The 14,614-nt window shown below is 49.9% G+C and carries 11 protein-coding genes; 8 read left to right on the forward strand and 3 right to left on the reverse strand.

The window, feature by feature from the left end; genetic code table 11:
• Positions 1-33: 33 nt before the first annotated feature.
• Together FIT99_RS05650 and FIT99_RS05655 are read left to right on the forward strand one after the other, a co-directional pair.
• The gene (locus FIT99_RS05650; RefSeq protein ID WP_223261296.1) at positions 34-1,167 is read left to right on the forward strand and encodes a PAS domain-containing sensor histidine kinase; all 1,134 of its coding nucleotides are present in this window, start codon (positions 34-36) and stop codon (positions 1,165-1,167) included.
• A gap of 81 nt (positions 1,168-1,248) precedes the next feature.
• The gene (locus FIT99_RS05655) at positions 1,249-1,890 is read left to right on the forward strand and encodes a response regulator (protein WP_140003398.1); all 642 of its coding nucleotides are present in this window, start codon (positions 1,249-1,251) and stop codon (positions 1,888-1,890) included.
• Between the two features lie 58 nt (positions 1,891-1,948).
• Here FIT99_RS05655 and pgi read toward each other — a convergent pair whose 3' ends face one another.
• Together pgi and glgB are read right to left on the reverse strand one after the other, a co-directional pair.
• Entirely contained in the window at positions 1,949-3,604 is a 1,656-nt protein-coding gene (gene pgi, locus FIT99_RS05660) for a glucose-6-phosphate isomerase (protein WP_140003399.1), read from the reverse strand.
• Between the two features lie 129 nt (positions 3,605-3,733).
• Complete coding sequence (gene glgB, locus FIT99_RS05665) at positions 3,734-5,950, reverse strand: 1,4-alpha-glucan branching protein GlgB (RefSeq protein WP_223261297.1); 2,217 nt, start codon at positions 5,948-5,950, stop codon at positions 3,734-3,736.
• Positions 5,951-6,166: 216 nt separating this feature from the next.
• On the opposite strand from glgB, the gene glgC reads away from it, so the two are divergent.
• Genes glgC through FIT99_RS05685 form a run of 4 tightly spaced genes read left to right on the forward strand, consistent with a single transcriptional unit; the run spans position 6,167 to position 11,666 of the window.
• The gene (gene glgC / locus FIT99_RS05670) at positions 6,167-7,489 is read left to right on the forward strand and encodes a glucose-1-phosphate adenylyltransferase (protein WP_140003401.1); all 1,323 of its coding nucleotides are present in this window, start codon (positions 6,167-6,169) and stop codon (positions 7,487-7,489) included.
• A gap of 41 nt (positions 7,490-7,530) precedes the next feature.
• Entirely contained in the window at positions 7,531-9,237 is a 1,707-nt protein-coding gene (locus FIT99_RS05675; RefSeq protein WP_140003402.1) for a glycoside hydrolase family 57 protein, read from the forward strand.
• A gap of 31 nt (positions 9,238-9,268) precedes the next feature.
• A complete protein-coding gene (malQ, locus tag FIT99_RS05680) occupies positions 9,269-10,738 on the forward strand; it encodes a 4-alpha-glucanotransferase (RefSeq protein WP_140003403.1) in 1,470 nt (489 codons plus the stop codon).
• Complete coding sequence (locus FIT99_RS05685) at positions 10,731-11,666, forward strand: ROK family protein (RefSeq protein WP_140003404.1); 936 nt, start codon at positions 10,731-10,733, stop codon at positions 11,664-11,666. Before malQ ends, FIT99_RS05685 begins: the two co-directional genes overlap by 8 nt.
• Here the strand turns inward: FIT99_RS05685 and queG are convergent.
• Entirely contained in the window at positions 11,663-12,760 is a 1,098-nt protein-coding gene (queG, locus tag FIT99_RS05690; protein ID WP_140003405.1) for a tRNA epoxyqueuosine(34) reductase QueG, read from the reverse strand. The two genes, FIT99_RS05685 and queG, sit on opposite strands and share 4 nt — an antisense overlap.
• Here queG and tsaE point away from each other — a divergent pair.
• Entirely contained in the window at positions 12,759-13,217 is a 459-nt protein-coding gene (gene tsaE / locus FIT99_RS05695; protein WP_140003406.1) for a tRNA (adenosine(37)-N6)-threonylcarbamoyltransferase complex ATPase subunit type 1 TsaE, read from the forward strand. The two genes, queG and tsaE, sit on opposite strands and share 2 nt — an antisense overlap.
• Entirely contained in the window at positions 13,217-14,521 is a 1,305-nt protein-coding gene (locus FIT99_RS05700) for an N-acetylmuramoyl-L-alanine amidase (protein ID WP_140003407.1), read from the forward strand. Before tsaE ends, FIT99_RS05700 begins: the two co-directional genes overlap by 1 nt.
• Positions 14,522-14,614: the final 93 nt, after the last annotated feature.

The following is a 14,614-nucleotide window of genomic DNA, read 5'->3' on the forward strand; positions in this document are numbered from 1 at the left end:
ATATGCTAATCAGCATCTTAACTGAGGTGCCCTGTGTCTACGCCTGTTGTGAATTCCCCACTGACTAGTCTGCCTGTTGATAGCGTCAAAGATGCCTTGTACGAAAGCGAGCGCAGATTTTCGGCCATTGTCTCGAGTATTCCCGGGCTGGTGTTTCAAATGCACATGACTACCGATGGGCAAGTTGTGTTCACTTATTTGAGTGAGGGTTGTGAGGCCTTGCTGGGGATTCCGGCTGCGGCCTTACTCAAAGACACACAAACGCTGCTCAATGCGATGGAAGCGCATTCTGCCAGCCAGTTCAGGCAAAAATTACAAAAATCCGCCAAACAGCATAAGCGTTTAGATTGGGAGGGTCGGATCTGGATTGCCGACTGGCAGGATATGAAATGGGTCAATATCCGGGCCACCGTGCAGGATTTGGGTCAGGGGGCGGTGCAGTGGGATGGCATTATGCTCAATATCAGTCAGAGCAAGCATGAGAAGCAAGAGATTGAGCAAGCCAGAAGCGATTTGCAAGCATTAACGGCACATGTGCAGCAGGTCAAAGAGCAAGAGCGCGTCTGCATTGCCCGTGAGATTCATGATGATTTGGGCGGTAATCTGACCGCCATGAAGCTCGGGCTATCCACCATGATTCAACAGATTGAAGGTGGTCTGCCGGTCAGTCTGGAGCAAGCCAATATGCTGCAGGCCATTATTAACCAAACCTTTGATGCGGTGCATCGGATATCAGGCAACTTACGTCCAAATATTCTCGATTTAGGCTTAGTGGATGCCCTAGAGTGGCAAGTGAACCAATTTAAAAAACAGTTAGGCGTCTCCGCCAAATTTGTGACCAATTGCCATGATCTTGAATGTGACGCTGATCAGTCCATGGCGCTGTTCCGCATCTGTCAGGAAGCGCTGTCCAATATTGCTAAATATGCTCAGGCCAATCAGGTCGCCGTGGAGTTATCATTGTTAGAGGATGATCTCGTCATGCGCATTACTGACAATGGCATTGGTATTGCGCTCGCAGATAAAATTAAAGCCAATGCGTTTGGCTTGCGTGGCATGCAGGAGCGGGCGGCAGCCTTGGGGGGCGAGTGTCATATTGATGCCTCTAAAGACGGGCCGGGCACCTGTATCTATGTTCGCACCCCATTAGCAGCGGTTGCCACGTGACACAAGCGATTATCCGATTTACAATCCATCACGCCGTGTTTGACATGGCAAATCACGCGTTAGCGTATTAGAGGGATCTGGGTGGACATACAAAAAATTAAAGTCATTATTGTGGATGATCACGCAATTCTGCGCTCCGGAATCAAGCAGATTTTAACTGCAAGTGGCGACATTGAAGTCGTCGCAGAAGCTGAAAATGTGGCCCAAGCCATTAAGTGTGTGCGCGAGTTCGCGGCAGATGTCATGCTGCTCGATATTTCATTGCCTGACAAAACGGGGATCGAAGCCCTGAAACTCATCAAGCGCGAAAACGCCGCGATTAATATTCTGATGCTGTCGATGTACATGGAAGAGCAGTATGCGGTGCGTTCCATACGTTCTGGGGCTTCTGGTTACTTGTGTAAGCATACCGCCTCAGAGGAGCTGTTGACCGCGATTCATACCTTGGCTAAAGGCAAAAAATACATCACACCCAATGTGGCTGAGATTCTGGCAGAGCAGGTGGGCAATGACCACACCGCAGCGCCACACGAAATATTGTCTGACCGTGAATTTCAGGTGATGCGTTTAATTGCCTCTGGCTTATCGGTGAGTGAGATAGCCGATAAACTCTCTTTGTCTGTGAAAACGGTCAGTATGTATCGCACCCGTTTGCTTGAAAAAATGCATCTCAAACACAACGCGGATATCACCCATTATGCGATCAAAAACGAGTTGGTTTGATAGGTTTTAAGCACCAAAAAAAAGGCCTCACTAGAGGCCTTTTTTCATATTAATCAATTCACTGCGAAAGTTTCTTCGCGTAATTAATTAAACCATTAGTCGAGCCGTCAAAGCTATGGACTGCTTCAGGGGTATTAAGCTGCGGCAGAATCTGGCTGGCAATCTGTTTGCCATATTCCACGCCCCACTGATCATAGCTGTTGATGTCCCACAAGATGCCTTGGACAAAAATCTTGTGTTCATATAACGCAATCAGTTTACCCAAGGTGTAAGGCGTGAGCTGCTTAAACACGATGGAGGTGGTCGGGCGGTTACCTTCAAATACTTTGTGTGGCAGCAAGCTTTCAAGCGCTTCACCACTTAAGCCCTGCTTTTCGAGCTCTGCGCGTGCTTCATCCCGTGTTTTACCCAACATTAAGGCTTGGGTTTGTGCTAAAAAGTTGGCCAGCAGAATTTTATGGTGCTGGTCTTCTGGTTCGCCCACTTGATAATGACTATTGGCTGGCATCAAGAAATCAGCGGGAACAATTTGCGTGCCTTGATGAATCAGCTGGTAAAAAGCATGTTGACCATTGGTGCCCGCTTCGCCCCAGATGACTGGACCGGTTTTGTAAGTCACACGGGTGCCATCTCGGCAAATAAATTTACCGTTGCTTTCCATGTCTGCTTGTTGTAGGTAAGCAGCAAACCGAGACATGCCTTGGTCATAGGGCAGAATGGCGTGGGTGTCCACATGGAAGAAGTTGTTATACCAGATGCCCAGTAAAGCCATGATCACCGGCATGTTTTGTTCTAGTGGCGCGGTTTGAAAGTGCTGATCCATGGCATGACCACCTGCCAGCAGTTGCTCAAAATTATCCATACCCACATAGAGGGCGATGGATAAACCAATGGCAGACCACAATGAATAACGCCCACCAACCCAGTCCCAAAAAGCGAACATATTGTTGGTATCGATGCCAAAAGCTTTGACTGCAGTTGCATTGGTGGACAGCGCGACAAAGTGCTTAGCCACGTGTTGCTCTTGTTTGGCTGCATTTAGAAACCAGCGACGTGCGGAGTGCGCATTGGTCATGGTCTCTTGGGTAGTAAAGGTTTTGGAAGCCACAATAAAAAGCGTGGTCTCCGGGTTGCAGCTTTCCAGCACTCGCATCAAGTGCGCACCGTCAATATTCGAAACGAAATGCGCCTTCAGGTCCGGGCTGGCATAAGGTTTTAAGGCGTCGCAAGCCATCACTGGGCCCAGATCAGAACCGCCGATGCCGATATTCACCACATCGGTAATCCGTTTGCCGGTATAGCCGGTCCATTGACCACCCCGCACTTGCTCGGTGAAACCACGCATTTGAGTCAGCACGGCGTTGACGTCAGGCATCACATCTTTGCCATCTACATACACCGGGGTATTGCTGCGGTTGCGCAGGGCGGTATGCAATACTGCACGGTGTTCAGTGATATTGATTTTTTCACCGCTAAACATGCGCTGACGCCATTGTTCGATGTCAGAGTCACGCGCTAATTGAAATAAATGCTTTAACGTTTCGTCAGTGATGCGGTGCTTAGAGTAATCAAGCAAAATGTCATCGACAATTAAGCTAAACGTTTCAAAACGTTTTGGATCTTGCTTGAAGAGATCGCGCATTTGAATATCGCGCATTTCAATTTGATGCTGGCACAGCGCCTGCCAGCTTGGGTGTGTGGTTAGTTTTGCCATGTTATGTTGTTGCTATCGTTTTCAAGTCAGTTAATTTTTTTTACAGGGCCCGCAATTGCACACTCTTTAAAGGTGATGCGGCGCCAAAATGCGTGTTGTCTGATGACATTTTTCAACCAGTTTAACCAGCTATTGTAACTGAAGTATGACACCACCCAGCGGCGGCAGGTTGAGGCTGATTGAGGCTGGTTGTTCCATCCAAGGGACGGGATCGCTTTGACAGCCGTGACCATTGCCGACATTGCTACCACCATAAATGGCAGCGTCACTGTTAAACACTTCTTGATAGTTACCCGCCTGTGGTACACCCAAACGGTATTGATGGCGCGGTACTGGTGTGAAATTCAATACTATTATAACAAAACTATGGTCATTACCGCGCCTGATGTAGCTCAATATTGATTGGGCTGCATCTTCACAGTCTATCCATTGAAAGCCGGCGCTATCAAAGTCCAGCGCGTGCAGCGCAGGGGATTGACGATACAGGCCATTAAGGTTGCGGTTGAGCGATTGTATCCCTCTGTGTAGAGCATGGTCTGGGCTGCTTGCTTCCAACAAATGCCAATCCAAACTCTGATTCACGCTCCACTCACGACGCTGACCGAACTCATTGCCCATAAAATTCAGTTTTTTGCCCGGCATGGTCATTTGCATGGTGAGCAACAAACGCAAATTGGAGAATTTTTGCCAAACGTCGCCAGGCATTTTTTCGAGCAACGATTTCTTGCCGTGTACCACTTCATCGTGTGAAAAGGGCAGCACGAAGTTTTCAGAATAGGCATACATCTGGCCAAAGGTCAGGCGGTTGTGATGGTATTGCCTGTATACCGGGTCAAGTTGCATGTAGGTCAGAATGTCATTCATCCAGCCCATGTTCCATTTCATGCTAAACCCTAAGCCACCCGCGTATACCGGGCGTGATACGGCAGGCCACGCGGTAGATTCCTCAGCAATGTTAAGTACGCCAGGAAAACGCTCGCCGACCATCATGTTTAATTGCTTGAAAAATTCGATGACATCCAAGTTTTCTCGTCCACCATAAGCGTTGGGGAGCCATTCCCCCTCTTTACGTGAGTAATCAAGGTAAAGCATGGAGGCCACGGCGTCCACGCGGAAGCCATCAATATGAAATTCTTTCAGCCAATAGTAGGCGTTGCTCAGTAAAAAACCACGCACTTCATTGCGGCCGTAATTGAAAATATAAGTGCCCCAGTCCATGTGCTCACCCAGTCTAGGGTCCGCATGTTCATAGAGTGCGGTGCCGTCGAAGCGCGCTAGGGCCCAATCGTCTTTCGGGAAGTGTCCGGGCACCCAGTCTAAAATGACGCCGATATTGGCGGCATGGCAACGATCAATAAAGTATTTCAAATCGTCCGGGCTGCCATATCTTTGGGTGGGCGCAAAGTAACCAGTGACTTGATACCCCCATGATTCATTCAGCGGATGTTCTGCAATCGGTAACAATTCGATATGGGTGTATCCCATATCGGTCAGATGCGGAATCAAGGTGTCTGCCAATGCACGATAACTTAGGAAGTGGCCTTGATCGTCGCGCTGCCAACTACCGAGGTGGACTTCGTAGCAGGTAAAAGGCGCATGTAACCAGTCGCGGTGCGCACGCTGTTGTTGCCATGCCTCATCCTGCCAAGCGTAATGGCTTTGCGTGATGCGGTTTGCCGTACCCGGTCTCGCCTCAAAGGCTTTGCCATACGGGTCAGCTTTCAGCATGACATGTCCGTGCTCGCGATTACGGATCTCAAATTTGTATAAATCATGCTCGGTCAGTTTTGGGATAAACAACTCCCACACACCGCTACTGCCCAGCACACGCATGGCATGCACACGACCATCCCACTGGTTAAAACTGCCAACAACACTCACACGTGCCGCATTAGGCGCCCAAACGGCGAACCTGACCCCGGCGACACCGTTGATGGTCATCGGGATTGCCCCTAAGGTGTTATAAGCTTCATATAATCTGCCCTCTGCAAACAAGTGCAAATCATCGGCAGAGATGGAACTTTCAAAGCCATAAGGGTCGGTGGTCTCATAACTGACCTTCTGACCCTGGGGTTGGATTTTTAGCAATAACGGAGGCAGGAGTTGGGTGTTCGATGGGTACACAAACAAGCCCCGCTCATGGGCTAGGGTCATGGCTTGCCAGCGCTGATCGACTTTGACCCAAACGTTTGCCGCATTTGGTAAAAAAACGCGCGCATGCCAGCGGCTAGATTCGCTATCTTTGTGGACGCCCAAAAATTCAAAAGGATTGTGATGGGTAGCGTCTAAAATACGTTGAAGATGTAGAGCGTCGGACGGGGGAATCACTGAAGGTTTGGCGGTCATGCTAGCGGGGTCCATTTGATTAACCTCAATCCTATCAAAAAAAGTTAAGACTGACGTCGTTTGTCTGCGAAATTTCGTTGTCTTTACCTGAATTCTCATGCAGACTGTAGGTGTCGGACCTGCGGTTAACAAGCGTTGTGTCGTCTCTGCCGAAACGCCAAACGCTGCGTATGACTGCGGGCTGATTTTCAGGATCAGGAAAACAGGAATAGCATCATGTCTCAAGCAGCAGAGTTTATCGAACGTCGTAAATCTAACCGCAGACAGGAACGTCCTTCTGACCGGTTCATCAGTAATCTGACTAAAAATACCGTGGCGATCATTCTGGCCGGTGGCCGCGGAAGCCGATTAAAGAATCTCACAGATTGGCGTGCCAAGCCAGCGGTCCAGTTTGGCGGAAAGTTCCGTATCATTGACTTCCCACTTTCAAATTGCATCAATTCCGGTATCCGTCGCATTAATGTTGCCACCCAATACAAGGCACAGAGTCTGATTCAGCACGTGCAACGCGGCTGGGGCTTTTTGCGGGGTGAGTTTAATGAGTACGTGAACATTATTCCGGCACAACAACGCCTAGGTGAAGAGTGGTACAAAGGTACGGCAGATGCCGTATATCAAAACATCGACTTGCTGCGTGAAAATAGCGGTGAATACATTTTGGTCCTGGCAGGGGATCACATTTATAAAATGGATTACGGCAAAATGCTGGCCACGCACGCACGCAGTAACGCAGACATGACTATCGCCTGCATTAATGTGCCGCTGGAAGAGGCGAAGGGCTTTGGCGTGCTGGAAGTAGATGGCACAGACCGAGTCATCGCCTTTGATGAAAAGCCTGCCAATCCAAAACCAACACCAACCAATCCCGACGTGGCTTTTGCCAGCATGGGGATTTATGTATTTAATGCCAAATTTTTGTATGAGCAATTAATTCGCGATGCGTATGACCGCAAATCGAATCATGATTTTGGTCAGGATATTATTCCTTACATTATTAAAAAATATCGCGTACAGGCGCATCGCTTTACCGATAGTTGTGTGGGCGCGCAGGACAACAACTTCTATTGGCGGGATGTGGGCACGATTGATGCCTACTGGGAAGCCAATATGGAGCTGACCAAAGTCATTCCTGAGCTTAATTTATACGACAGTGATTGGCCTATCTGGACCTACCAAGAGCAACTTCCCCCCGCGAAGTTTGTCTTCAAGGATGAGGGTCGCACGGGCAAAGCCACCGATTCGCTAGTCTCTGGCGGCTGCCTGATTAGCGGCTCTTGTGTGTCGAATTCGGTGTTGTTTTCGGGCGTCCATGTGGCGGATTATTCTGATCTAGATGGCGCGGTGGTGTTGCCCAAGGTCAAAATCAACGAGGGCGTCGTCATGCGTAATGCGGTGATTGATCGGGGTTGTGAGATCCCGGCGGGGATGCATATCGGGGTGGATCTCGAGCGGGACAGAAAGCGTTTTTACGTCTCTGAAAAAGGCATTGTGTTGGTCACGCCAGACATGCTTGGCCAGGATTTGTATCGTGTAAAGTAATCTGCCATTGAATGAGGTTGTAATGAAAAAAAGGTTGAATCATGTCCAATAAAAAACTGCTGTTGAATCTGTATTGGCATATGCACCAACCTGATTATCGTGATTTGGTCACGGGTGAGTATGTGTTGCCATGGACCTATCTGCATGCGCTCAAAGATTACAGTGATATGGCCTATCACCTCGAGCAAAATGCGGCGGCGAGAGCTAGTTTCAATTTTGTGCCGATTTTAGTGGAGCAATTGCAGGATTATGCTGAACAATCTCGCGCGGGCCAATGGCGTGATCCTCTGTTGCACTTGCTGGCTAGTCCTGATTTAGATCACATTACTGATGCTGAGTGTCAGCTGATTGTAGATAGTTGCTTTAAAGCGCACCACGAAAAGATGCTCAGCCCTTTTCCGCATTATCAGCGCTTGTTAAAACTCTACGAGCTGGTGGCGCCGATTATGCAAAATGGACAGTTTCATTATCTGTCTGCGCAATACAAGGCGGATTTACTGGTCTGGTATCACTTGGCATGGACAGGTGAGAGCTTGCGCCGCAAAAATAAAACCGTTCAAAAGCTCATGCAAAAGGGCTTGTTATTTACCCTAGAAGACCGCCAAGCGTTGTTGGGCGTGATCAGTGAAACTTTGCAGAATATTTTGCCGCGCTATCAGGCCTTGCTGGCAAAAGGGCAAATCGAAATTTCCACCACGCCTTACTATCATCCGATCTTGCCTCTATTGATAGACCTGAAGAGCACGCGCGATGCCATGCCAGAGGCACCGTTGCCGCAGTCGGCGGCCTATCCTGATGGCTATACCCGCGCGGTCTCACATGTGGCTGCGGCGCAGGCATTTCATACACAGACGTTTGGTGAGCCAGCCGTGGGTATGTGGCCCGCGGAAGGGGCCGTATCCCATGCCGCACTTTCATTGCTCGCGCAGCAAGGCGTCGCTTGGGCGGCCACCGGTCAGGGGGTCTTGGCAAACAGTTTACGTAAGCTGGACTTGCCGCATGAACATACACGAGACTATCTGTATCAGCCTTACAAAATTACCAATGGTCAGCAGGATATTGTGTGTTTTTTCCGTGATGATCACCTGTCCGACAAAATAGGCTTTGAATACTCCAAACAATATGCCAGCGAAGCGGTTCATGACTTTGTTCAGTCACTAGAAAATATCTTGCTGCATAGTGGCGACGAGACACCTGTGGTCAGTGTGATTCTCGATGGTGAAAATGCTTGGGAATATTATCCTTACAATGGCTTTTATTTCTTGCAGGAGCTTTATCAGGCACTCGCAGGGCATGCGGATATTCAGATGACCACTTTCAGTGACATTTTAACTATGCAACAGGCGCAGCAATTGCCACCGCCTAAGTTACTCAAGGATATCTGCGCCGGTAGCTGGGTATATGGTACGTTTAGCACCTGGATTGGCGAGCCAGCCAAAAATCGTGCCTGGGATTTGCTCTGCGAAGCGAAGCGACAGTACGACCAGCATGTGCACGCCTTGTCTGCGACCGCCAAAGAAAAGTGTCAGCAACAATTAGCGCTTTGCGAAGGCTCGGACTGGTTTTGGTGGTTTGGTGATTACAATAATGCCCAGAGTGTACAAAGTTTTGACCAACTCTACCGCCGCAACCTCAGCAACCTCTATCAATTGTTGGGCTTAACGCCGCCTGCGCATTTATCCCAACCGATTAGTCTAGGTGGTGGCGATGCCGAAAATGCAGGCACCATGCGTCGTGGCCAAACTTAAGTTCTTTTAATTTTATCTGAATGCCAATCACATGACTCAAGCACGACAAGCGGGTGTGTTGCTGCACATCACTTCATTACCCAGCGGCAGTCTTGGCCCCGATGCCTATCGTTTTGTGGATAAGCTGGTTGAGATGGGCGTCTCTGTTTGGCAAACATTGCCGGTGAATCAGCCGCATGGCGACCATTCCCCTTATCAAAGCGTATCGGCCCACGCAGGCCACACCGGCATGATCAGTGCTGAACAGTTGCAGCATGATGGTTTGTGTTTGCCGGACGAAGTCGAATTACCTTTACATGCGCTGATCGCCAAAGTCATGTCGCGTGTGCAGTCGGGTGGGGCGACGTCTCGCACCGATGGCCATGGGTTGACTTGGCCCGGGTTTGCACGTTTTTGTCAGACACAGCATTATTGGCTAGAAGACTTTGCCTTGTTTCAGAGTTTGCGTGAACAACACGCGGAGCAAAGTTGGCAGCAATGGCCTGAGGCTTATCGATTGCATGACGTGATGGCCTTGCAGGCCTTTACAAGCACACACCAAGATAAATTAAGCCTGATTAAATTTACGCAATATGTATTTTTTCAACAATGGGTACAACTGAAAATATACGCCAACCAGCGCGGCATTCAGTTGTTTGGTGACATCCCGATATTTGTGGCCTACGACAGCGCCGATGTTTGGGCGCACCCTGAGTGGTTCAAGCTGGATGCAGATCTCAATATGACGGTGGTGGCTGGCGTTCCGCCGGATTATTTTTCGGAGACAGGTCAGCGCTGGGGTAATCCGCATTATGACTGGCCTGTCATGCAAGCAGATGGGTTTGCTTGGTGGTTGGGCCGTATCGATACGCAAGCGCAACTGTTTGATGTATTACGTATTGATCATTTTCGCGGCTTGCAAGCGGCATGGGAGATACCGTCCATGGAACCCACCGCCATCAATGGCAGTTGGCAAGAGGCACCGGGCCATGCTTTGTTACAAGCGATGACTGACACCTTTCCGCAGCTACGTCTGGTGGCTGAAGATTTAGGTATTATCACGCCTGAAGTGGACGCACTGCGCCATGCGTTTGATTTGCCCGGCATGAAGATTTTGCAATTCGCGTTTGGTGGGGATGACGATAACCCATATCTGCCCGACCACATCGAGCCGAACAGTGTGGCCTACACTGGTACACATGATAACGATACTACGCTCGGTTGGTATCAAGCCGCGCCGGAGCATGTGCGCAACCATCTACAGCATTATTTCACGCAACATTTGCAACAGGACGGCGTGGAGATGCCTACATCTCTGATTCAACTGACACTTCACAGCAACGCAAATCTGGCGGTGGTCCCGATGCAAGACATCTTAGCACTCGACACGCAGGCACGCATGAATACCCCCGGGACGACGGAGGGAAATTGGTTGTGGCGAATGGAGTGGTCGCAATTAACTGATGAAAAGCGCTTAGCGTTCAGGCATCTGGTTGAAGAAAGTGGACGCGTGCATGGATAAACCAACGCCGGTACATCATCTGGGCTTAGATGTTGGCGGTACTAACCTACGTTTAGGGGTGTTTGCGGATCTATCTCTGGTTGAAGAAATTCGTTTTCAAGCGAATTATTCGGCCATTTGCAAACAATATCCGCCAGCCGAGGCGTGGCAGCGTATTTTACTAGCGACCGCTGACGCCATTCGCCCGTTGTTGATCAAGTATCCTGATTTGCAAGCCATAGGCATAGGCTTTCCTGGGTTTATTGATCCCAACACTGGCATATTGGCGCAATCTCCCAACTTGCCCGGATTGCAAGACGTGAATCTGGGGCAAGATTTGTCAGCCTTGCTAGGCTTGAAGGTGCGGGTTGAAAATGATGCAAATGCGGCTGCGTACGGTGAGTTTTATCAATTAGGTCAGCCAACGGGCGGTCTACTTTATGTGGGATTAGGCACCGGAGTGGGGGCCGGACTGGTGGTTAACGGTGGTGTTTGGGTAGGGCATCATGGCTATGCGCTGGAGGCCGGACACATCATTGTCGTGCCGGAAGGCCGGTTGTGCGGGTGCGGTAATCGGGGCTGCGTTGAGCAATATGCATCAGCCACCGGCATCATTGAAGCCTATCTTGAGCAAACCGGTCAACGCCTCACTGCGCACGCAATTGCGCAGTTGGCCGAGGCGGGAGACTCGCATGCGCAAGCCGTATATGCCGATGCCGGCAGTAAATTGGCACAAATGCTGGCCAGCGTATTAAAAGTGATCGATGTAGAAAATGTCTTGGTCGGTGGTGGCGTGGTTGCTGCTTGGCCTTTAATGTCGGCCGCGTTTGAGCAGCGGCTCGCGCACGACCTGATCCCGGTGCTGCGCGGTAAAATTCAATTACATATCACCCGTTCGGGAGACATCGCAGGCATGCTCGGCGCAGCCCTATTGGCGTCTAAGGTTTAACTGCTAGGCAGATGTTTTGCCAATGCCCAAGCGACGTGTTCTCTCACCAAGGCATGGGCATCATCTTGACGGGCTTGCAATGCATGGATGACTGCAGGAGTGCTTGGTGCGTTACCTAGGCCAACTGCCACGTTACGCAACCATTGTGCATAGCCGATGCGATAAATAGCACTGCCCGCCATGCGCGCTTGAAACTCAGCTTCTGTCCAGGCAAAGCAGTCGATTAATGCAGTGCTGTCCAAGCCGTTTCTAACGGCAAAATCGCTTTCTTCTGTCTTGACCGCGAATTTATTCCAAGGGCAAATCAGTTGGCAATCATCACAGCCATAAATACGGTTGCCAATCAGTGGCCGTAATTCCAGCGGAATGCTGCCTTTGTGTTCAATGGTGAGGTAGGAGATGCAGCGCCTTGCATCCAGCTCATAAGGCGCGACAATGGCGCGGGTAGGGCAGATATCTATACAAGCCGAACAACTGCCGCAATGGGCGGAGGTGGGCGCATCTATCGGCAAGGGCAGATTGGTATAAATCTCCCCCAAGAAAAACCACGAGCCTTGTTGACGATTTAACAACAGTGTATGTTTGCCACGCCAGCCCACACCGGCTTTGGTTGCTAATGCGACTTCCATGACGGGTGCACTATCGGCAAACACGCGATATTCAAACTGTCCGTAAGTGTCGGTGATACGCGTGCACAGCTGTTGCAGTTTTTGGCGCATGACTTTGTGATAATCACGACCCATCGCATATCGGGCAACATATGCCTTATCCGGTGTCGCCAATACTTGCCAGCCGTCAGCCACTTGTTCTGGCAAATAATTTAAATTCACGGAGATGACGCGTAGTGTTCCAGGCACCAATTCTGCCGGACGGCTTCGCTTGGTGCCATGTTTTGCCATATAATCCATATCGCCATGGTATTGCTTGGCGAGCCAGTCTAAAAAGTCTGGTTCAGCAGCAGATAAATCGGTGTCCGTAATGCCGATATTGCCAAAACCTAATTCTCGTGCCCAGTCCTTAATGGTTGCCGACATTTGTGCGGCAACGGCAGGATCAGGCCATTGAATAGGGGTTGGATGTGATTGATGTGACATGACAGAAACGTATTCTACACAGATTTTAAAAGACGAAGCAGCCACCATACATACAGCTGAGGTATTGGCAACGCAACTCAAACCGGGACAAGTGATTTATTTGCACGGTGACCTCGGTGCGGGCAAGACGACGCTGGTGCGCGGCATCCTGCATGCATTGGGCCACGTCGGCAAAGTCAAAAGCCCCACCTACACCATTGTAGAGCCGTATGCTCTGTCTTTAGGGGTGTGTTATCACTTTGATTTATATCGTTTTCAGGATCCTGAAGAGTGGGAAGCCGCTGGATTTCGCGATTACTTCAATCCCGATAGTTTATGTCTGGTCGAGTGGCCAGCACGCGCTGAGTCCGTGTTGCCGCGCCCCGATATTGAGATTCAATTTGAGATATTGCCGCACGGCCGTGTGCTGCAAATCATCAGTCAGCATGCGCTGGCCTTGGAAGGACTATGCCAGTAATGCCTAAGTTTTTAAGTGTGTGGCTGTTAACGATATTGGTATGGATGAGTGTGCATGCCGCACAAGCGGCTGAAGTGATTCTGGCTAATTTGCAACAACACGGCAGCCAAGTGCAACTGGAGTTGCTGCTCGACCAGCAGGTGAAATATCGGGTATTCACGCTGGACAATCCATTTCGGGTAGTGATCGACATGGATGGCGTCGCCATTAGCCCGACCCTCAAAGCGTTGCCGCCACAGCTAGACGCCCAGCATCCTTATTTATCCAAAATCCGTATCGCCCCCTTTAGCGAGCTGACTACTCGACTGGTGTTCGACATCAAATCAGACATCAAGCCTTTGGTCACAGACATGAATGCAGGCAGCTCGCAGCAGCGCTTGGCGATTAGTATTGCGCCAGCCAGTGCGACCCCTGAGGCTGAAGTAGCCAGCCCGGTTTTAACGCCCTCTAAACATTTGCAAGCATTGCCATCAAGCAGTCCAGATGAAAAGCCCGCAGAGCCAACGGTGGCGCCGTCGATCACCGAACCCGTGGCAGTGGCGCCTGCTTCTGATAAACCGGCAGAACGCGTCGTTGAAAAGCCTAAACAAGCCAAGGCTGGTCAAAAGATCATCACTATTGCGGTTGATGCGGGTCATGGTGGCGAAGATCCTGGGGCGCGCGGCTCGAATGGCAGCCATGAAAAAAACATCACCTTGGCAATTGCCCGCAAACTTAAGCAGCAGATAGATGCTGAAGAAAATATGCAGGCAATCTTAATTCGCGATGGGGACTACTTTGTGCCGCTAGGCGATCGCGTAAAAAAAGCCAGGGCGGCAAAAGTCGATTTGTTTATTTCTATCCATGCGGATTCTTTCGTCAACAGCACCGCGAAGGGATCATCGGTGTTTGCCTTGTCAGAAAGAGGTGCCACCAGCGCCAGCGCACGTTATCTGGCGAAAAAAGAAAACGCGGTGGATTTAATTGGAGGTGTCTCGCTGGACACCCGCGACATGGACCTTGCGCGCACCTTGCTCGATTTATCGCAAACCGCAACCATCCACGATAGTATTCGGATGGGTAAAGCGGTGTTGGGGCGTATTTCTAAGATCAACACCCTGCATTCAAAATATGTCGAGCAGGCCGCATTTGCGGTGTTGAAGTCACCTGATATTCCATCCATTTTGGTTGAAACCGCGTTTATCAGCAACCCAGACGAAGAAGCGCGCTTGAATGATGATGCCTACCAAGATAAATTGGTGAATGCGATCTTGTCAGGCATAAAGTCTTATGTCGCAACCAACCCTTCATTTGCAAAAAAATAAGCCATTTGCGCACAATCCAACAATCAAGCATTGTTTCTTAAGAACAATGCTTGAGGACGGCGCAAATCCTTAAGCAAAAAATAGCGCCGAGCA

Source organism: Methylophilus medardicus (assembly GCF_006363955.1).
In the GTDB taxonomy this organism is placed as follows: domain Bacteria; phylum Pseudomonadota; class Gammaproteobacteria; order Burkholderiales; family Methylophilaceae; genus Methylophilus; species Methylophilus medardensis.